At 59.4% G+C, this 20,823-nt stretch carries 17 protein-coding genes; 7 read left to right on the forward strand and 10 right to left on the reverse strand.

Annotated elements, in window-relative coordinates; genetic code table 11:
* The first annotated feature begins 87 nt into the window (after positions 1-87).
* The 4 genes from NKI32_RS22240 (at position 88) to NKI32_RS22255 (ending at position 4,122) form a co-directional block, all read left to right on the forward strand.
* Positions 88-1,314 (forward strand): ROK family transcriptional regulator, encoded by a 1,227-nt coding sequence (locus NKI32_RS22240; protein ID WP_023698146.1) that lies wholly within the window; start codon positions 88-90, stop codon positions 1,312-1,314.
* Positions 1,315-1,761, forward strand: coding sequence for an RbsD/FucU family protein (locus NKI32_RS22245; protein ID WP_023698145.1), 447 nt, complete (start codon positions 1,315-1,317; stop codon positions 1,759-1,761).
* Entirely contained in the window at positions 1,758-2,681 is a 924-nt protein-coding gene (locus NKI32_RS22250; RefSeq protein ID WP_353003621.1) for a carbohydrate kinase family protein, read from the forward strand. Before NKI32_RS22245 ends, NKI32_RS22250 begins: the two co-directional genes overlap by 4 nt.
* Before the next feature lie 298 nt (positions 2,682-2,979).
* Positions 2,980-4,122, forward strand: a complete 1,143-nt coding sequence (locus tag NKI32_RS22255; RefSeq protein ID WP_023698144.1) for a DegT/DnrJ/EryC1/StrS family aminotransferase — start codon at positions 2,980-2,982, stop codon at positions 4,120-4,122.
* A gap of 1 nt (position 4,123) precedes the next feature.
* Here NKI32_RS22255 and cysQ read toward each other — a convergent pair whose 3' ends face one another.
* The 4 genes from cysQ to NKI32_RS22275 all read right to left on the reverse strand — a co-directional run bounded on the left by cysQ (position 4,124) and on the right by NKI32_RS22275 (position 8,391).
* Entirely contained in the window at positions 4,124-4,912 is a 789-nt protein-coding gene (gene cysQ / locus NKI32_RS22260) for a 3'(2'),5'-bisphosphate nucleotidase CysQ (RefSeq protein ID WP_031196090.1), read from the reverse strand.
* 10 nt (positions 4,913-4,922) lie between these two features.
* A complete protein-coding gene (cysN, locus tag NKI32_RS22265) occupies positions 4,923-6,860 on the reverse strand; it encodes a sulfate adenylyltransferase subunit CysN (protein WP_023670718.1) in 1,938 nt (645 codons plus the stop codon).
* A gap of 2 nt (positions 6,861-6,862) precedes the next feature.
* Complete coding sequence (gene cysD, locus NKI32_RS22270; RefSeq protein WP_353003624.1) at positions 6,863-7,768, reverse strand: sulfate adenylyltransferase subunit CysD; 906 nt, start codon at positions 7,766-7,768, stop codon at positions 6,863-6,865.
* A 74-nt stretch (positions 7,769-7,842) separates the two neighbouring features.
* Positions 7,843-8,391, reverse strand: a complete 549-nt coding sequence (locus tag NKI32_RS22275; RefSeq protein ID WP_353003627.1) for a hypothetical protein — start codon at positions 8,389-8,391, stop codon at positions 7,843-7,845.
* Between NKI32_RS22275 and NKI32_RS22280 the strand changes: the two genes are divergently transcribed.
* Positions 8,369-9,469, forward strand: coding sequence for an O-antigen ligase family protein (locus NKI32_RS22280; RefSeq protein ID WP_353003629.1), 1,101 nt, complete (start codon positions 8,369-8,371; stop codon positions 9,467-9,469). The two genes, NKI32_RS22275 and NKI32_RS22280, sit on opposite strands and share 23 nt — an antisense overlap.
* The gene (locus tag NKI32_RS22285; protein WP_352512852.1) at positions 9,466-10,401 is read left to right on the forward strand and encodes an NAD-dependent epimerase/dehydratase family protein; all 936 of its coding nucleotides are present in this window, start codon (positions 9,466-9,468) and stop codon (positions 10,399-10,401) included. Before NKI32_RS22280 ends, NKI32_RS22285 begins: the two co-directional genes overlap by 4 nt.
* On the opposite strand, the gene NKI32_RS22290 is transcribed toward NKI32_RS22285, so the two are convergent.
* The 3 genes from NKI32_RS22290 to NKI32_RS22300 all read right to left on the reverse strand — a co-directional run bounded on the left by NKI32_RS22290 (position 10,389) and on the right by NKI32_RS22300 (position 14,006).
* Positions 10,389-10,928, reverse strand: a complete 540-nt coding sequence (locus tag NKI32_RS22290) for a sugar transferase (RefSeq protein WP_352498444.1) — start codon at positions 10,926-10,928, stop codon at positions 10,389-10,391. The two genes, NKI32_RS22285 and NKI32_RS22290, sit on opposite strands and share 13 nt — an antisense overlap.
* Before the next feature lie 17 nt (positions 10,929-10,945).
* Positions 10,946-11,878, reverse strand: a complete 933-nt coding sequence (locus tag NKI32_RS22295; RefSeq protein ID WP_352512854.1) for a glycosyltransferase family 2 protein — start codon at positions 11,876-11,878, stop codon at positions 10,946-10,948.
* A 139-nt stretch (positions 11,879-12,017) separates the two neighbouring features.
* Complete coding sequence (locus NKI32_RS22300) at positions 12,018-14,006, reverse strand: SDR family NAD(P)-dependent oxidoreductase (RefSeq protein WP_352512856.1); 1,989 nt, start codon at positions 14,004-14,006, stop codon at positions 12,018-12,020.
* 516 nt (positions 14,007-14,522) lie between these two features.
* Here NKI32_RS22300 and NKI32_RS22305 point away from each other — a divergent pair.
* The gene (locus tag NKI32_RS22305; protein ID WP_352512858.1) at positions 14,523-15,146 is read left to right on the forward strand and encodes a class I SAM-dependent methyltransferase; all 624 of its coding nucleotides are present in this window, start codon (positions 14,523-14,525) and stop codon (positions 15,144-15,146) included.
* Positions 15,147-15,266: 120 nt separating this feature from the next.
* Here the strand turns inward: NKI32_RS22305 and NKI32_RS22310 are convergent, their stop codons facing one another.
* From NKI32_RS22310 to NKI32_RS22320, 3 genes are all read right to left on the reverse strand, one after another.
* Complete coding sequence (locus tag NKI32_RS22310) at positions 15,267-18,983, reverse strand: glycosyltransferase (protein ID WP_353003633.1); 3,717 nt, start codon at positions 18,981-18,983, stop codon at positions 15,267-15,269.
* A gap of 89 nt (positions 18,984-19,072) precedes the next feature.
* Positions 19,073-19,855, reverse strand: coding sequence for an ABC transporter ATP-binding protein (locus NKI32_RS22315; RefSeq protein WP_352512861.1), 783 nt, complete (start codon positions 19,853-19,855; stop codon positions 19,073-19,075).
* On the reverse strand, positions 19,810-20,625 hold the full coding sequence (locus NKI32_RS22320; protein ID WP_352512863.1) for an ABC transporter permease: 816 nt from the start codon (positions 20,623-20,625) through the stop codon (positions 19,810-19,812). Before NKI32_RS22320 ends, NKI32_RS22315 begins: the two co-directional genes overlap by 46 nt.
* Between the last annotated feature and the right edge of the window lie 198 nt (positions 20,626-20,823).

Genomic DNA, 20,823 nt, shown 5'->3' on the forward strand with positions numbered 1-20,823 from the left:
ATCACTCTTATTTATTATTGACAGCTTTGCGCGGTTCACTCATTCTGCCGCAAAAGCAGTAAGAATAAACCAAGGGAAGGAACAAGGGTGGAGACCGGCATTGCGAGGCACGGTTCGCCCGAGGCGGCCGCCAGCCGTCTCCACCGTGGCACCAACCAGAGCGGCATGCGCGACCACAATGAGCGGCTGGTGCTGTCGTTGGTTCGCCAGCACGGCAGCTTGGCCAAATCAGACATTGCGCGCATGACCGGGCTTTCAGCGCAGACCGTCTCGGTCATCATGCGCGAACTGGAGGAAGACAGCCTGCTGCTGCGCCAGGCGCCGTTGCGCGGCAAGATAGGCCAGCCCTCCATCCCGATGGCGCTGAACCCCGAAGGCGCCTTCTTCATCGGCCTCAAGATCGGCCGCCGCAGCGCCGAACTGGTGCTGATCGATTTCCTCGGAACTGTGCGTTCCATGCTGCAGCACTCCTACCGCTATCCGGCGCCGCGCGAGACGGTTGAGTTCGTCACCGAAGGCATGAAGACGATGCGCGCCGAACTGACACCTGCGCAGGACAAGCGCATTGCCGGGCTCGGCATCGCCATGCCGTTCGAACTGTGGAACTGGGCCGACACCGCCGGCGCGCCGCGCGACATCATGGACGAATGGCGCCATCGCGACATCCGTGCCGACATCCAGGCGCAGTGCGAATTCCCGGTCTATCTGCAGAATGACGCGACGTCGGCCTGCGGCGCCGAACTGGTGTTCGGCCAGACCGGCGGGGCGCGCGACTTCGTCTATTTCTATATCGGCGCCTTTGCCGGCGGCGGCATCGTGCTCAACGGCCGGCTGTTCGGCGGGCCAACCGGAAATGCCGGGGCGCTGGGTTCGATGCCGGTGCCGGGACCAGACGGCAAGCCGACGCAGCTCATCGACGTCGCCTCGATCGCCATGCTGGAAAAGGCGCTTAACACACGCGGCGTCGAGGCTTCGCATCTGTGGACGTCGCCTGAGGATTGGGGCGAGATCGGTCACGAGCTCGACGACTGGATCGCCAATGCCGCTCAGGCGCTGGCCTATGCCATCGTATCGGCGTCATCGGTGATCGATTTCGAGGCCGCGGTGATCGACGGCTGGATGCCGCTCGCTGTCCGGCGCCGGCTCGTCGATGCGATCAGGCAGGCGATCGGTACGATCGATGGCGAAGGGCTGAAGCTTCCGGTGGTGCGCGAAGGCACCGTCGGCATCCATGCCCGCGCGCTGGGCGGCGCCAGCCTGCCGCTGTCCGAACGCTTCCTCATCGGTTCGACCACCATTTCCCGGAGCACCTGAATGCTGATCGGTATTCCGTCGCTGCTCGGTCCGGAGCTTCTGGCGACATTGCGCGCCATGGGCCATGGCGACGAGATCGCGCTTGTCGACGGCAACTATCCGGCGGAAGAACAGGCAAACCGGCTGATCCGCGCCGACGGTCTTCACCTCATACCGGTGCTTGACGCCATTTTGAGCGTGCTGCCGGTGGACGACTTCGTGCCGGAAGCGCTGTTTCGTGCCTCGGTAAAAGGCGATCCCTCGGTCGCCGATCCCGTCCACCTCGAGATCGAGGCGATCTGCACCAGGCGCGCGCCGGGCCGCAAGGTGGTTGCGCTGGCGGGCGCCGACTTCTATGCACGCGTCCGGTCGGCATATGCGATCGTCGCCACCAGCGAACCCCGGCTCTATGCCAACATCATCATCCGCAAGGGCGTGATCTATCCGCCGGAGAACAAGAAATCATGATCCTCTGCTGCGGCGAAGCCCTGATCGACATGCTGCCGCGCACCACGACACAGGGAGAGCCGGCCTTTGCGCCCTATGTCGGCGGCGCGGTGTTCAACACGGCGATCGCGCTTGGCCGCCTCGGCGCGCCCGCCGGCTTCTTTTCCGGCCTGTCGTCGGATCTGTTCGGCGGCCAGTTCCGCGAGGCGCTCGGCGCAAGCAAGGTCAGCTCCACCTATGCGCACACCTCCCCTCGCCCGACCACGCTCGCCTTCGTGCGGCTCACCAACGGCCAGGCGACCTACACTTTCTACGACGAAAACACCGCCGGGCGCATGCTGACGACAGAGGATCTGCCGAAACTGGGCGCCGAGATCGAAGCCATGCTGTTTGGCGCCATCAGCCTGATTTCGGATCCGGCGGGTGCTGCCTACGAAGAATTCATGAAACGCGAGCACGAACGCCGCGTCATGATGCTCGACCCCAACATCCGGCCGAACTTCATCCCCGACAAAGCCAAGCACCTCCGGCGCATCCGCTCGATGATGGCGATGGCCGACATCGTGAAGCTATCGGATGAGGATCTGCACTGGTTCGGCGAGGCCGGCTCGCATGAGGACGTCATCCGCAATTGGCTCGATCGGGGCCCCAAGCTGATCGCCGTCACCCATGGCAGCGAAGGCGCCGTCGGCTACAGCAGGGATCACAAGGTCACGGTGATGCCGCATAAGGTGGAGGTGGTCGACACGGTCGGCGCCGGCGACACTTTCAATGCCGGCATTCTGGCCTCGCTGCACGAGCAAGGCCTGCTCACCAAGGCCGGGATCGGCGGCCTTTCGGAGGACGCCATCCGTCAGGCGCTGGCGCTCGGCGCCAAAGCGGCGGCGGTGACCGTGTCGCGGGCCGGCGCCAACCCGCCCTGGCGGCACGAAATCGCCTGATCCACGCTTGGTCCGCCGCCAGCCGCTGCAAGCAGCCGATCACTTTATGTTTCCGCGAGCCGGAAAGACGCACTGAATTAGCCGGATTAATAGGGCGGCGAAGCCCGGATTTCCGGCATCTTGCGGCAATGCAGGGAAAGCCTGAAGTAACAGGCTGCGACACCTAGACAACCCGTCCCGCGGCCGGTCCGGCTTTCTAGACCGGCCCAACTCTGGTACCAGCGGCCCGGTTAAGTTGTTGTTTCTGTGCGTGTCATTGTCCCCGGGGCAGCCCGCACCACACCGTTTTGAGGCCGACATGCAGTTCATCGATCTTGGCGCGCAGCGCGAACGTATCCGCGACCGGCTGAAGGCCGCGATCGACAATGTCGTCGAGGAAGGCCGCTATATCCTCGGACCGCAAGTCACCGAATTCGAAAACAAGCTCGCAGCCTATATCGGCACCAAGCATGTCGTGGCCTGCGCCAACGGCACCGACGCGCTGCTGTTGCCGCTGTTTGCCGCCGGTATCGGCCCCGGCGACGCGGTGTTCGTGCCGAGCTTCACCTTTGCCGCGACGGCGGAAGTGGTGGCGCTTGCCAAGGCCGAACCGGTGTTCGTCGATGTCGACGCCGAGACCTACAACATCGACATCGCCAGCCTCGAGGCGGCGATCGCCATGATCAAGAAGGAAGGCCGGCTGAAGCCGAAGGCGATTATTCCCGTCGACCTGTTCGGGCTTGCCGCCGACTACGAGGCGATCATGGCGATTGCCAAGCGCGAAGGGCTGCTGGTGATCGAGGATGCGGCGCAGTCGATCGGCGGTTCGGCCGACGGCACAATGTGCGGCGCCTTCGGCCATGTCGGCTCGACCAGCTTTTATCCGGCCAAGCCGCTGGGCTGCTACGGCGATGGCGGCGCGATGTTCACCAATGACGACGCGCTGGCCGACCAGCTGCGCTCGTTTGCGTTCCACGGTAAGGGCGAGACGCAGTATGACAATGTCCGCGTCGGCATCAATTCACGCCTCGACACGATCCAGGCGGCGATCCTGATCGAGAAACTCGCCATCCTCGAAGACGAGATGGTCGCCCGCCAGGTGGTGGCCAAGCGCTACGCCGAAGGTCTCGGCGACATCGTCAAGGCGTCACGCAATCTGGGCGGTGGCCGCTCGGCCTGGGCGCAATACGCCATCGAGACGCCGAAGCGCGACGGGTTGAGGGCGCATCTCGGCGAAAAGGGCATCCCTTCGGTGATCTATTATGTGAAGCCGCTGCACGAGCAGGTCGCCTATCGCGACTATCCGCGCACGCCGACCGGGCTTGCGGTTTCGGAGGAACTGCCGAAGCGCATCCTGTGCCTGCCGATGCATCCCTATCTCAGCGAAGCCGACCAGGACCGCATCATCGAGACGATCCGCAACTACATTGGCTCGAACTCGGCGCATGTAGCGGCGGCGTAAGTTACGCCGCGTCCGCCGCCTTCCCGCTCGCAATAAAATGCGGGTTGGCGAAATCCTCGTCGTCGCTCTGTTTGCGCTTGCCATAGGTGAGCGGCTCGCCGTCCAGCGTGCGCGTCATGCCGCCGGCGGCGCGCAGTACGGCGTCGCCGGCCGCCGTGTCCCATTCCATGGTGCGGCCGAAGCGCGGATAGATGTCGGCTTCGGCTGCGGCGAGCAGGCAGAATTTCAGCGATGAGCCGACCGAGACGATCTCGGCGGCGCCGAGATCCTTGATGAAGGCTTCGGTCTCCGGGGTGTTGTGCGAGCGGCTGGCAACGACCGCCAGCGGCGTGACCGCCCTCCTAACCGAAATCCGCCGGCGGCCGACGATACGGAAGTCGCCATCGACCTCGATTGCTTCGGCCCAGCCCGGCCGTCCAGAGAAGAACCGCCCGCTGCACGGTGCGAAGACGACGCCGATCTCCGGCACGCCGTGCCGGACAAGCGCGATGTTGACGGTGAAATCGGTCCGGCGGTTGACGAATTCCTTCGTTCCATCGAGCGGATCGATCAGGAAGAAGGCGCCATCCAGATCGGGCGGCACAATGCCTTCGGCGACCTCTTCCTCGGCCACGCAGGGAATATCGGGATAGGCCGCACGCAGGCCGGCGAGGATGATCGTCTCGCTCTCGCGGTCGGCTTCCGTGACCGGCGAGGAGTCCGACTTGCTGTCGACCGCGCAGCCGGCCTTGAAGACCCGCATCACCTCGCGTCCGGCTTCGAGCGCCAGGCGCTCGAACACGTCGAGCATCACTTCGTCGTCAGATGCCGCCGCCGCTGTCATATTGGTCTTCGGCAATGTCGCGCTCATTCAGCCAGTGTTCCAGAGCCTCTACCATCTCCTCGGCCGTCTTGCCGAGTGTCTTGAGATGGATTTCGGGATTTTCGGGAGCTTCATACGGGGAATCGACGCCGGTGAAGTTCTTGATCTCGCCATTCAGCGCCCGTGCGTAAAGGCCTTTCGGGTCGCGTCGGGCGCATTCCTCGAACGGCGTATCGACGAACACTTCGACGAACTCGCCGTCGGCCATCAACTCCCTGGCCATGCGCCGCTCGGCGCTGAAGGGGGAAATGAAGGAGACGATGACGATCAGCCCGGCATCGGCCATCAGCTTTGCCACTTCGGCGACACGGCGGATGTTTTCGACCCGATCGGCGTCGGTGAAGCCGAGATCGCGGTTGAGGCCGTGGCGGACATTGTCGCCGTCGAGAATGTAGGTGTGACGCCCCGAAGCGAACAGCTTCTTCTCAAGCAGATTGGCGATGGTCGACTTGCCCGAGCCGGAAAGACCGGTGAACCAGAATACGGCGGGGCGCTGGCTCTTGAGGTCGGAGCGGCCGCGCTTGCCGACATCGAGCGACTGCCAATGGATGTTTTCGGCGCGGCGCAAGGAATGCAGGATCATGCCGGCGCCGACCGTGGCATTGGTGATGCGGTCGATCAGGATGAAGGCGCCGGTATCGCGGTTGTCGGCGAAGGTGTCGAAGGCGATCGGCGCCCGGGTCGAGATATTGCAGATGCCGACTTCGTTCATCTCGAGCGACTTCGCCGCCTCGCGAGCGAAGTCGTTGACGTTGACGCGGTATTTCAGGTCGGTGACGGTGGCGCTGGTCTGGTCGGTCTCGGTGCGCAGTATATAGGAGCGTCCCGGCAGCAGCGCTGCCTCGTCGAACCAGACGATGTTGGCGGCGAACTGGTCGGCGACCTGCGGCCGTGCCGCCGGCGACACCAGCATGTTGCCTCTGGAGACCTCGACCTCGTCATCGAGCACAAGGGTGATGGCCTGGCCGGCCACCGCCTGGGCAAGATCGCCGCCTTGCGCGACGATGCGCTTGACCCGCGAGGCCTTGCCGGATTTGGCGACCACCACCTCGTCGCCCTGCGCGACGGAGCCGGACGCGATGGTGCCGGCAAAGCCGCGGAAGTCGAGATTGGGCCGGTTGACATACTGCACCGGAAACCGGAACGGCAGTTCGACCGCGGCCTCGTCGACCGATATGGTTTCGAGATGCTCGATCAGCGACGGGCCGGAATACCACGCCGTCTTGCCGGAGCGGCTGGTGACATTGTCGCCATAGCGGGCCGACATCGGGATCGGCACGATCGTCTGGAAGCCGAGCTCGTGCGAGAACTGCCGGTAATCCTCGACGATACGGTCGAACACCGCCTGGTCGAAATCGACGAGGTCGATCTTGTTGACGGCAAGCACAATATGGCGGATGCCGAGCAGCGAAGCGATGATCGAGTGGCGCCGGGTCTGGCGCAGCACGCCCTGGCGCGCATCGATGAGCACGATGGCGAGATCGGCGGTAGAGGCGCCGGTCGCCATGTTACGGGTATACTGTTCGTGGCCGGGCGTGTCGGCGACGATGAACTTGCGCTTCGGCGTGGCGAAGAAGCGGTAGGCGACGTCGATGGTGATGCCTTGCTCGCGCTCGGCCTCGAGGCCGTCGACCAAAAGCGCGAAGTCGATGTCGTCGCCAGTGGTGCCGTGCTTGCGGGAATCGCGCTCGAGTGCGGCGAGCTGGTCCTCGAAGATCTGCTTTGTGTCGGACAGAAGACGGCCGATCAGCGTCGACTTGCCGTCATCGACCGAGCCGCAGGTGAGAAAGCGGAGCAGCGACTTCTTCTCCTGCGCCGCCATGTATTCGCGCACGCCGTCGGTGGGAGCGAGGCTCTTGGCCAGGATATGGCGCATGCTCAGAAATACCCCTCGCGCTTCTTCTTTTCCATCGAGCCGGCTTCATCGCGGTCGATGAGGCGGCCCTGGCGCTCGGAGGTGCGCGCCGTCAGCATCTCGCCGACGATGGCTTCGAGCGTGTCGGCGTCGGATTCGATGGCGCCGGTCAGCGGATAACAGCCGAGCGTGCGGAAACGCACCAGACGGTTCTCCACCGTCTCACCGGGGCGCAATTGCATGCGATCGTCATCCTTCATGATCAGCATGCCGTCGCGTTCGACCACCGGCCGCTCCTTGGCGAAATAGAGCGGCACGATCGGGATGTTTTCCTGCAGAATGTACTGCCAGATATCGAGCTCGGTCCAGTTCGACAGCGGAAACACGCGGATCGATTCGCCCGGCGCGATGCGGGTGTTGAAGATCTTCCACATTTCCGGCCGCTGGTTCTTCGGGTCCCAGACATGCTGGGCGTTGCGGAAGGAAAAGATGCGCTCCTTGGCGCGCGACTTCTCCTCGTCGCGCCGAGCCCCGCCGAAGGCAGCGTCAAAGGCGTATTTGTCGAGCGCCTGGCGCAGCGCCACCGTCTTCATCACATGGGTGTGGGTGTTCGAGCCATGGTCAAAGGGGTTGATGCCGTCGCGCACGCCGTCTTCATTGACGTGGACCAGCAGGTCGAAGCCGAGTTTCTGCGCCATCTGGTCGCGAAAGGCGATCATCTCGCGGAACTTCCAGGTGGTGTCGACATGCAGGAAGGGGAAAGGCGGCTTGGCCGGATAGAAGGCCTTCATCGCCAGATGCATCAGCACGGAGGAATCCTTGCCGACGGAATAGAGCATCACCGGCTTGGAGAAGGAGGCTGCAACCTCACGGAAGATGTGGATGGATTCGGCCTCGAGCCGCTGCAGATGCGTAAGCGCGATGTTCATGGACTGTGAGCGTTCTCTCGTGCAATCCAGACCTTGCATCAGATGGATCGGGCGTTCCTTGTCAGGCGCCCGGTTCAAGCTTCACTGCTGGACACTATCGGTTCGTGCCGGCGTTCTAGCAGATCGCCACCTGATATAACAACGCTGGAAAGGCCGGCGGCCACACCGATCGGGAACGAATTTTCCATGAAAAGCCCAGAATCCGGAAATTCCTGCCCGACGGAGCGATAGCCTTCAAAGGCCGGGAAAAATCTTGCCTGGACCGAAAGAAACGCCGGCCCGACCTCGTCGCACTTTCGAAAACCGCACCCAGCCGCTATACCGGCTCCTGAACCTGCGCCGGGCGGCATGCCGCAAATGCCGCGCCAAACATTGTCCGTCGCCACGCGACCCAGCGCATTGTGAACCAGAGCATTGACCCCGATCTCCGCCATCAAGCAGCACGTTTCGCCGTCACGGATCAACATCACCTTCTCCATTCTGTGCTTCTTTTTCCCGCCGGTGCTGGGATCGGCGGTCAGCTTTTTGTTCAATGGTGGCGGCCTGTGGTCGGTGCTTCTGCTTGCGTTGAAAAGACGGCGTTTCAACATTGACCGGCCGATGACCGCGATGACGGTGGCCATCTATGCCTATTGCGCAGCCAGCGTGCTCGCCTCCATCGTCAACAATTCGATCGCCAGGGATGCGCCGCATCTGGCAGGGCTGATCACCTTCCTGTTTTTCCCAGTCTCATACGCGACCTGGAGCATCACCGAGAAAACCACGCTGACGCGCATCGTCGTGCTGGCGAGCGCCGCCGCCTGTTTTGGCGCCGTGCTGCTGGCGGTCGTGCAATTTCACGGGCTGGGCATACGGGCCGAAGGCGGCGCCGGCAATCCGATCGTGTTCGCGACCGTCTGCTGCCTCAGCATGATGATGTGCCTGGCAGGCGCCTTATCGGGTGTCGAAAAGAACAGGGCGTTGCTGGCCTGCGCGACACTGGCCGGCGCGGTCGCCATTGTCTATTCGGGGTCGCGGATCATCTGGCTGGCGATGCTGGTGGCCGGCATCGCGGTCCTGCTGATCAACCGTCGCAAGCTCAACAACAGAAACGCCATTCGGCTTTTGCTGATTGCGGGGGCGACCGGCATCGTCATCGCTGTCATCGGTCTCCCCATCATTTCCGAGCGCGCGGCCTTCCTGTTCAGCGACTGGGATGCGCTCGCCACGAAGGGCGACCACACGACCGCGCTCGGCTTGCGCGCCGCACTTTGGCAGATTGGGCTGAGCGCCTTCCACGACATGCCGATTTTCGGCCACGGCATTGCCGCAAGCCGCGAGCTGATAAAGGATGGGTTCCACAATCAGTTCAACATGCCGTCGACGGGCTTCAGCCATTTTCACAACGGCTTCCTGACCGCATTGGTGGAGGCCGGCCTGCTTGGAGCCGTAACGCTCGCGGCTGTGTTCGTCGTTGCCGCGAGAAACGCGGCCATCGTGCTGCGCACCAGCGCGGACGCGATCGAGCGGTTCGGCGCCACGATGATTGTCGTCACCGTGATCACCTATCTCATCGGCGGCCTGACCGGCATCCTGGTCGGCCACGACATCCTCGATGCCACACTGATGGTGTTTCTGGTGTCCGGGACATATCTTGCATCGGGCCGGCAACAAATGCTGCCGGAACAACAGGCCCCGGCGCCCCAGGCAAGCCGGCCGTGAAAGTGCTGGTCACAGGCGCGACGGGTTTCATCGGCAGGCAGGTCGTCAACCAGCTGCGCGAAGCCGGGTTCGGGGTGCGCATGGCATCGCGCCACCCGGAACGGCTCGATCCCGTGAGCGATGCGGTTTTGTTGCCGGACTTCGACGCACCGGCTCAGGCATACCAGGCGCTGATGCGAGATATCACCCATGTCGTCCACTGTGCGGCGCTCAACAATGACCGCAAGGCGAGCGAAGCCGACTTCATGGCAGCCAACGCGACACTGACCGCGCAGCTGGCGCGCGCGGCCGCCTCGCGGACAAGCGGGCGCTTCATCTATCTGTCGTCGATCCGGGCAGTAGCCGGTCCCGGTTTCAGCGGAACGATCAGCGAGGCGACGCTCCCTGCCCCGCAATGCGCCTACGGGCGCTCGAAACGCGAAGGCGAGATCAAGACACTGGAAGCCTATGCGTCCAGGCCCTCCGATGCCACGGCGCTGCGCCTGCCGCCGGTCTATGGCGAAGGCATGAAGGGAAACCTGCGTGGAATGATGCGGGCTGCCGCCATTGCCTTACCATTGCCCTTAGGCGCTTTCACCGCAGTTCGTTCGCTGATATCGCGCGACGCGGTGGCTGGCGCCGTGGCGCATCTTTTGACTCATCCCACGCCACCGCGCCCGACCTATGTCCTGGGCGATGCTTCCCCCGTTGCGATGTTCGAAATCTTGACTGCATTCAGGCACGGATACGACGTTCCGACCCGGCTCGTTCCTGTGCCGGCCTGGCCATTCAGGCTGTTCGCCACACTGCTTGGCGGAAAAGCAGCGTACGACGCTTCCATGGCGACACAGATTTGCGACCCGTCACTGCTGATCTCGGAAGGCTGGATGCCGGAAACCGACACGCTCGGCCGGATTGAGGAACTTGCACGACAGGCCCGTCAGGTCCGGTAGATTGTGCCAAGCAGGATTTTGACGTCGAGTCCGATCGAGGCCCCCCTGAGATATTCGGCATCCGTTTCGGCGCAGAGTTTCGGATCCGACATGTCGATGCCTTTCATCTGTGCCAGCCCGGTAATGCCCGGAAGTGCGGCAAGCACACCCAATTGCCTGCGGCGTTCGATCAATTCCGTTTGCGTGGGCAAGCACGGCCGCGGTCCGACCAGGCTCATCTCGCCCTTGAGCACGTTCCAGAGCTGCGGCAGCTCGTCGATCTTGAATTTTCGCAGCACCTTACCGGCGGCGGTGACGGAGTTTGCCGGCGCCTGATGCGAGGGCAGAGACGGCGTTCCCACAACCATCGTCCTCAACTTGTGGCAGCGAAACAGCACCCCGTGCTGGCCGACGCGAGTTTGGGAGAGGAGTGCCGGTCCGGGCGACGACAGCCTGATTGCCAGTATGGCAAGCAGGGTGACGGGCGAGGTTAGCGGCAACAGAACCGCCGCCGCGACGAGATCGAAAGCTCGCTTGGGTCCCCTCATGGCCATCTCAGCATGCTCTAGATCCGCCGCCAGATGAAGGCCAGATAGAGCCCAAGTGTACCAGCCAGCGTCTGCCGGTAGACGCCGCTTTTCCGGAGAAGGCGCAGGCGTCGCAAGATACCGCCCTTTCGCGCCCTGATGAACAGGCCGAGACAGGCGGCGGCATCCCTCGTGAGGATGTCGCGATTGACCGCCAGGCCGCTCAGATTGTGATCGGTCCAGACGGCGAACTCGCCCCTGAAGAGGCGCCCCAGCCGCGACAGCCTCGCCTTCCACGACACGTTGGCGCCGACCAGGTTTGCCTCATGCTGGCGGTAGCGCACCAGCGGTCGCGGGTCATAGCGAACAATGCCGCCGGCAGCCGTGACGATCAGATAGGTCCACCAGTCATGGCTGACGAACTCGGTCCTTGCCGATGCCTTTGCCAGCAACTTTCGCGCGGCGCGGTTGATCATCATCGTGTTGCCGCCGGCAATGCTTTGCACAAGCGCATTGCGAAATGCGGGTGGATGCTGGAACAGCGGCGAATACCCTTGCGCTGCTCCGGCTTCGGACATGGTCGCGGTCCTGGAGCAAAACAGCAGCGGCGTTCCGGCATCGTGCCCTTGCATCCAGGCAATGGCGCTCTCCAACCTGTCCGGCTCCCAGATGTCGTCCTGGTCGCAGAAGGCGTAGTAGTCGGCCTCGATGCGCGGATCGATGATCATCCCGCGGAAATTGGCGGCAAAGCCTTGGCGAGGACCATTCGACAGGGTCAACCGGCCCTTGGACCAGCGGCTCTGCCAGGCGCCGATAATGGCCGAAGTGCCGTCTGTCGAACCGTCGTCGGAAACCCATAGGTCGACAACAGGATGCGATTGCGCAGCCAGCGACGCGAGCTGCTCGTCAAGGAAAGCCGCGCCATCTTTCGTGCCCAGCAGCACGGCCACGCGCTGATCTTGTCTGCTCACTGGTTCAAAATCATCTGCAAACGCCTGGGAACGGCCATCGGATCGGTTTCAATAGCCAATCCCGGTCGATCAGGACAGGCTCTTTGTTTTGACGCAATCCCGGACGGGAAAACCGCTCCACACTTTTCCTGGAATTGCTCTAACCAGCTTGCCCGACTGTTTTCGCAACGGTTTCCCGGCGTGCGTCACTTGGAGGCTCTTCCGCCTGATAGAGGGCGGCCATGACGGCGAGCGCCGAGGCCTTGTCCTGATCGCGCATGGCCGCCTGCAGCGATGTCAGCGCCGCCTGGACCTTGGGCCATCCCACGACATCGGTCCTGAGGCCGAAGATCTTGGGGATATCCAGCGCGACGATCTCCTCATTGCCGCCATGCAGCACCTCGTGAAGCTTCTCGCCCGGCCTGATCCCGGTGAAACGGATCGGAATGTCGGTGTAGGGGCTTTTGCCGGCCATGCGGATCATGGTTTCAGCGACTTCGAGGATCGGCACCGGCTTGCCCATGTCGAGCATGTAGATGGCGTAGTCGTCCTTGCCCTGGCGCCGCTCGGCGTCGGCCGCCGACATGATGACGAGGTCGACGGCTTCGGCCACCGTCATGAAGTAGCGGGTCATGCGGCGATCGGTGATGGTGACCGGACCGCCGGCCTCGATCTGCGCCTGGAAGATGGTGGCGACCGAGCCATTGGAGCCGAAGACATTGCCGAACCGCACGGCGATGAACTTGGTGCCGGAGCGACGGCCGCTAGGCCCGGTGGCGTGCGTTTCGTGCAGCGAAGAGACGATCTGCTCGGCGGCGCGTTTCGTCATGCCGAGCACCGAGGTCGGATCGACCGCCTTGTCGCTGGAAATCAGCAGGAACTGCGGCACCCCGCATTTGGCGGCAACCTCGGCGCAGACGAGGGTGCCCAAAATGTTGGTCTGGATCGCCGATTCCCAATTTTCCTCGAGCAGCGGCACATGTTTGAGCGCGGCGGCATGGAAGATGATGTCGGGCTTGAAATCGCTGACGACGCGGGTGATCTGGCGCCGGTCTGTGACATCGACGATGCGGCTCTTGAGCCGGACATGGTCCTTTTCGTCAACCTGCTGGTCGAGCTGGAAAATACCGAACTCCGAGATATCGGCGACCAGAACCGCCTCGGCGCCAAGTTCCAGCGACCGCTTGACCAGGATGCGACCGATTGAACCGGCGCCGCCGGTGACCAGGACGCGCTTGCCACCGATAAAGCCGCCGATCCGCTCCATATCGGAAGCAACTGTGGAGCGGCGCAGGATGGTTTCCATCTCGACAGCGTCGAGTACCAGCTTTCCGCCCTGGCCGAGCTCCGAAACGCCGGAGAACTGGACGACGGCGATGCCGCTGTGACGGGCGACACGGACCAGTTCCGAATATTCCTCGATCTCGCGTTCAGTGCCATTGCCGAAAATCAGCATGTCGAGGCTTTTGGTGCCTCTTGCATATTCTTCGAGGACCTCGACCAGGCGGGGCCGCACGGCCACCACCGGAACGCCCTGAATCTGCGTGCCCAACGGCGCGCCGTTCTCGATGGCCATGATGCCGGCGATGGAATATTCGGCCGGCTCGGCCGTGCGGGTGAAGCGGATGATGACGTCTGCTTCGCCAAGCCTGCCGACGAACAGCGCTTGTTTGATCGCCGCATTGTTTGCGTTGCGGCTCAGGATTCGCCAGCTCGCCCCGTCGCGCAGGAACCGGTAATAGAGCCGAGGCGCCGATATGATGGTGAAGGAGACGAGAAAAAAGACGATGAACTGGCGCTCGTTGAGGCCGGTCACCGGCTGAAACGATCGAACCGCCAGCGAGACGACATAGAGCGTGACGGTCAGGATGGCGCAGCTCTTCAGGATGTTGAAGAAGTCCGGCGTGGAGGCGAAACGCCACACGGTGTTGTAGAGGCCGCAATAGCGAAACAGCATGTGGCTGAGAAAAACAATACTTGCCCAGCACGCCAGGCCGGCCGTGGAGAGCGCGTCGAATGAAAGTCTCGACTGCGAAAGCCCCAGACTCAGCGCCACCGCGACCAGGACCATGACCAGGTCCTGGATCATTATAATGGCGCGCCGCATCTTCGGCCGAAGTCCGGACACGACCTCTACATAGGATGTCATTGGGTAGTACTGAACTCCAGGCGCAAGGACATGGACACTAACGTTGGTGCAAAAGCGACGGAAACCCGCCATCCACCACTTGATTAGAGTGCCAATCCCCAGCCCCCGCTGCCCAATATCGCATAGCGCGGAGTTGCGGTTACCGCCAGATATTTTTTGGATGGCACGTCCGGTTGATGAATCGGGCGCTCAAACAGCCACCCTTTTGAGGAGTGATCTCAAGCCAGCCCGTGGATACGTCAGCCCTCGATCGCTATAATACCGGCGATGGAACGGTCGAGATTTCGAGATGTCATGCCCAACCCGCCTGTGGCGCATATCGCGCGACAGGAGGCGCAACCAAAGGCTGGAGGCGAGCCAACAGCCAGATACTATATGCCAAGCCGGCCGGAGACAATCCGCATTCCATGCGACCGGCGTCCATGTGGGAAGCCGTGCCCTGATAAATCCTAGATTACTGGCTAGCGGAGGCTGCTGGTATCGTCGACCAGACACTCAAATCAGAGGAAGTGACCCATGGTTCGAGCTTGGGACAATTGGGATGTTGATGGAATTGCAGATGAAATTCAGTCGATCTGGCAGAATTGCCCAACCGAAGATGCTCATCGCGAAGAGCTAGTCCACATAGTATCGCATCATGTTGATTCCCATGCACCTTCCATTCTCGAAGTTGGCTGCGGGACCGGCCTCATTTACGAAAAACTCACCAATAGTATACTTAGCGATTCCAGATATATTGGTATCGACTCATCTATAAAAATGCTGGAGAAAGCGATAGGCAATTTCCCAGAAGGCGAATTTATTTTAGGTGATGGTTATGATCTTGCTTTCGGAAAGGAGGAATTCGATGTGGTTCTGTGTTTTGAGGTGCTCGGCCACATTCCTGAGATAGACCAGTTCGTAGCTGAATTGCTTCGTGTCACGCGGAAGACCTGCATCTTCACAACTTGGCCAAGCGACGAACAGGAAATAGAGGAAAATTACGAGACGATTGGCGGCGTTCAGTTTTTACACCGACGATATTCAGATGCTTTTATTCGGAAAATTATCCGTGCCATAGGGCCAAGGGACCTAGGCGAAATTGAGACCGTTAGCCTTCGCTCCGGGGGCCAAGCATACATTGTCACGCGCCATTCTTGACAATTGCTAAGCGCGAATTGGCTAATGCGCTCCACTGGTCACGGATTGTATGCACATCACGCTGCGCGCTCATCCAAATCGTGCAACCTCCGTCACTCGCTTTAGACGCAGCGACCGTAGCTACTCGAATCTAGCGAAGGGAAAACGCTTTAGTGCGCCGTAGATCACCGGTGGCCGCACCACCTCATAGATGGTGACCGGTACGTCCGCTTCGCGCACGAAAACTCTGAGCCGCCACCCCGCCTGAAGATCACGAACAGGCGTGTCAAACGAAAATCTTGCGGGGAGGCCCTCTTCAATATCGGCGAGTGAGCGGGTCACGGAACCCATAATCTTATCATTGCTGGACACGATCTCTATGCCTATGAGCCCTGCCTGCGTCCGAATAAGTGGCACGATGCCAAGATGGACAACCGATAGGGAGGTAAGCGCGAAACGAACGGTATATTCTCTATAAGATATGCTCGAGAGATCCTCGCTCAGACGCAGTTCATCACGTCGCATGCGGCCGAAGTGCTGGCGGCTGAAAAGGTCAAGCGGAGCGAAAACGGAAGAAACCATGTCCCACATTTCGCTCGTCCGCCAGTTAACGGCTCTCGCAAGCCTGAGTGGACGTGAGAAATGTTGAGCTTCAACCTCCGAATGGAGCCTGGCAATTGTGGAAACCACAGCGGGCTCAAATCTCTCTGGGAGCACGTCCGGTCGAGCCATCGAGACATCAGCGACCGCCTCGATCGACTTCTCGGACGCCGCCTTGCTGAAGGCTGCCCCATAGAGATCCATCAATTCGGCACGGACATAGCTTGAACGTCCCAGGACGCTTATCGTCCGATAAGCACTTCTTAACATCTCAGATCGCCGCACAACTGGATATCCAAGAAACTCCATAACAGCATTCGCCAGTTCCTCGGGGGACGTATCCTTGGCAATCAACCCGTTGTAACGATGCTTGATCAATTCGGATACGCCGCCAACACTGGGCGAGATAACAGCGACACCAGACGCCATAGCCTGAAGCATCGTCTGCGGCATAGATTCGTCCAGGGCGGAAATGAGCAACACGTCGCAGCCTGCGTAGAAGCGTTCCGGATCGGAAACGAACCCATGAAAGATGACGTGGTTTTCCAGACCTTGTTCCGCCACATAATCGCGGCACTCCTTGGCGTACTCAACATGAAGGTCATCGTAACCGATCACGTGGACAGTAACGTTGTGCCCAGCCTTTCGCAGAAGCACGGCCGCGTTGATGGCGGCGAGTTGATTCTTGCGAGGCTGCAACGTTCCCGAAACCACTATCTGCAGCGGATCTCGTATGGAAAAGTTCCGAACCTCCTGTGCTTGGAATAGCGAGAGATAGATATCTTCGACGGGGCAGACGATACGGCGCACGGCGACCCCAGACTCTTTCTTCCACCGCTCCCCATGTGTCGCCGAGGAGCAATGAATTGCATGGGCGAAGCCCGTCGTATTGGCGCCCTCATAGTATTGATGAACGCTAGCGACAACTGGAACCCCAAGTTCGAATCCAAGCGCCGTCATAGCTGGCTGCCAGGTTGCGAAGTGAAGAAGTCCTATATTAAGCCCAGCTAATCTTTCGCCAATGCGTTGGGCACCCTCCCGATCTCTCTCATGAAGCGACCGGATTTTCGACGCATCGACACCATTCATTCCGTTCTGCCAGTTCTCCTCCAACAGCGGAGCATCCTTCGTTGCCGCGCACCAAAGACGAGCAAATTCTGGTCCAAACCTCTCGTCCTGCGGAACCAAACCCACAACGTCGAAACCGAAAGAAGATACCAGCGCCGCATGCCGCAGCAAATGAAGGGTTGCTCCTCCCAGCGCGGCCTCATGAAAGCCATAGAGAATTGCCTTATCCTTCAAACGCGAATGAAGTGCTGTCGCGGCGAGCGCACCATAAAAATCGTAGTATTGATTTTCCGTGGTATAATGGGTTTCTACATATCTACGAACCTTCTCCAATATTTTGTCGCGTTGCTCGGCCTTCATCTTGATCAGACCTTCAATCGCGTTTGCCCAGTCATCAGGTCGATTGCTCACCTTGACACAAACCGAATCGGGCAAGCGGCTATACGGCGCCACATTACTCATTACGCTAATCGCACCTGCCGTGACCGATTCTAACAATTTGACAGGGCTCTTACTCCGTTCAGCACGTGTCTCACCCTCAAGAGGCGTGAGCGAAATATCGAAATAAGTGCTGCTTAGTTCAGCAAGATAGCTGTCATATGAATGGGTGAACGGCTTGAAATAGACATCGCACTCCAGAGCAGGGAAATCACGCGGATCGATTCCCCAGAAGTGAAATTCGACGTCATCCTTATAATCTGACGCCACACGTTGTAGCCCAGCCCAGATTTTTGCGATAATAACACCTCGAAATTTATTGCTAAAAATCGCTATTCGAAATTTTCCAGACCTCCCGTATTCTCGTTTTTCAATATAACGACGACGTATATTGGATTGAAGTCTAATCCTATGGCGATTATACTCTCCAAAATCGTCAATAATTTCATCGCTGTACCCGATAACAGCATCGGCTGCGGATATCTGCGTCACTATGCTTCGGTATCCAGGCGTACCAGGCGCGATAGAGGAATGTTCTGCCCCCACTTCATGGAAGCGAAGCATGTTGTCGTCCATCAAATAGGCACACGGAATGCCCCTTCGCCCCTTACCAGCCAACAGTTGCTCTGCGGGACCCACAGTACGGTATAGGATGGCCATGTCCGTGTCCGACGTGTCGAAGTGCCGTACATCTCGCTCCCTTACGAAGGTACTGCTAAAGCCTCTTTGATTTTCAAGGTTCTCAAAATTACGAACGGCCACATCCACAGACGTGCTGTAATCAGGCTTCGTCACCAGTATACGCTTGTGCTGCATAGCCCCGGATGCGGCAACGGCCAGCTCTGAGGGGCTACAGTAGTCATTATATCTCGAAACAAACGGCAGAGCCTCTTCTCTATAGTACCTCTGTATCTCGGACTTCGAGAATCTGTTCCTCCAATGTTCGGCGCCAATCACATCATAGCCAGCAATATTGTCAGGCTTCAGCTGATTGTCTCGCGCAAGCTGCAGGTATTTCAAGGTGCGGGTAAAATCTGACCGCACATCCCGGCCAAGCGAGTTCTCCATGTCGGCGCGAACGATCGAACACGTCGCATCCACCCATTGAAAGGGAGCACTTCTTCCGAAACGAAGCCAGAGATCGTAGTCCGAGTATCGCCTGGCCGCCACGTGAGGGTCGTACATGCCATGCCTTTCAAAAAGAGCAGCATGGTGAATTACTGAGTTGTTTGCGATATAGTTGCCATGCAGCAGGAGTCCATAATTGAACTCCTGCCCAAGCACCCGCAGAAAGACATCGCCTTTGTCCGTCGCACGATAGGCGTCGCAGCTACCATAGGCGACGCTTGGAACAGCTTGACGCCCAAGCCAAGCCATACGCACCTTTAAGCTGTCCTCCGTCCAAAGATCATCATCAAACTGATAGGCAATGTACTTGCCGCGACCGTGAAGCGCGGCCTGATTGACGCGCAAGGCTGGAAGACCACTGTTGTGCTTGTACGAATGTATGATGACCCGTGGATCGGCAAGCTGGTACTCACTCAGCACATCGGCAGTTCCATCGCGCGAACCGTCATCCACAATGATCAGCTCGAAATCGCCATAGCTTTGCGAAAGCACGCTCTCAATTGAAAGCCGCAAGGACCCGTTAGCACGCGCAAAAGTAGGAAGGATCGCCGTCACTTCTGGTACCGACCGCCTTCTGTCGATGTGGCTAATGGAAAGATCGTGGCCACAATCACCGAATCTCATATTTCCTCCGAATTCAAATATCTATTGAGCTCCGCGTACAAGCCGACGTGACGTCGATCTCCGCTCTACTCCGCCGCAAGGCAGACAGTTTATCGCTGCGAGGCCTCGTATCCAGATATCACCTCTGATGTGTCGCCATCCATAACAATTATTCCCTTATCTATCCAGATAGTTCTTGCGCAAAAACTCTTCAACAAATCAAAGTTATGAGATGAGAAAACAAGAATCTTACCCTGTTCCATAAATTCAAACATACGACGTTTTGCCTTCTTCGCAAAACGAATATCTCCAGCGCCCATCACCTCATCTATAAGCAATATTTCCGGGTTTATGCTCGTTGAAACAGCAAATGCGAGGCGAATGAACATACCCGCGGAATATGTCCGAACGGGATATCCCAGGAACTCGCCAAGCTCCGTAAACTCCTCAATCTCCGGCAGCTTCGCCTCGATCTCATCGGGCGTCATGCCAAGCAGCAAGCCGCGGATGCGGATGTTGTCCCGGCCGGTTTGATTCATCTCGAAACCGGTTGCGAACTCGAACATCGGGCAAACATGCCCTTCGGTTTCGACGACTCCGCTGGTCGGCGCGTAGATGCCGGCCATCACCTTCAACAGCGTGCTCTTCCCCGCCCCATTCAGGCCGATAAGCCCCACCCTCTCGCCCTGCTCGATAGCAACAGTGACATTCTTGAGGGCCTCAACCGCATAGGCGCCGGGAGCCGCTCCCGCGCTGCGTCTCCTGGTCAACCAGCCTATCAGCCCATCGGTATTCATATCGCCGGTGAAAATTACGCCGGCGTTATGCAGTCGTATGAAGTTCTGCGTCAAAGGAGGAACACCACTTTTTTGTCCAACCGCGAAGCCACGCACCAAGCAATCCCGTACAAGATCAGAATATAGGCAGCCACAAATTCGTATGAAAAAAGCGGAGCGAAGCTTGTATACAGAATTGGATGGCGCACGATATCGATCAAATGGTAGATGGGGTTAATCATATAGACGAGCTCCAGGCCGTGATCCTTCAGAACACTGGCAGGAACCACGATCGGCGTCAGATAGAACAGGACCTGCAAAACACCAGATAAGGCATGCGGAAGATCTCGAAAAGCAACGCCTAGGTAGGAGAATATCGTGATATGACCAATCAGGGCAATATATAACATAAATAGACCAGGAACAGCCGTAAGCCATCCGGTAACTTCAAAAATACCAAGCGCAATCTGCAATATTCCGATAGCGAACAGGCCAATTACAAAATTCATACTGCTACTTACTAAAGTCCTCATAATGTATATTTGCTTTGGGTATGAGAACTGCTTGATATAGCCCTCCGCATTTATGAAAACCATGCCAGCATCGATGATGGAGGCGGAAATCAACCCCCAGATAACGAAACCCAGCATCAGGTAAGGAAGAAAGGCCCCCAGATCCTGCCCGAACATGACGCCGTAAACGAAACCTATAGCCCCCACATAGAGTCCAAGGTTGAGCAGAATCCACAGCGGACCGATGAACGAACGGTGATAGCGACGCTTGATGTCTTGCACGCCGATAAAAAACCAGACGCGATGAAGCAGAAGCGAGCGCAAGACGTCACGGAGCAGCCTGTTCTTGTCCGCACTTGAATAGCTGTGTTTCATGAGCAGTACCGAGTTTGCCGTTTCGCTTGAGTCGCGCCGCCATGGAGGGTGATTTCAGCATCGCGTTGCAGTGCTCCCCGACCGTGACCGGCGAGATGCTGCAGATGGAGACGGCAAGCCCATGGGCGCCTTGCCAATTCGCAAAAGATCATGTGGCCGGATAACCTGTCAAATGAGCGCCCCATGCGATTGACATAA

It is taken from the genome of Mesorhizobium sp. M0761 (genome assembly GCF_040320205.1).
Lineage (GTDB): Bacteria > Pseudomonadota > Alphaproteobacteria > Rhizobiales > Rhizobiaceae > Mesorhizobium.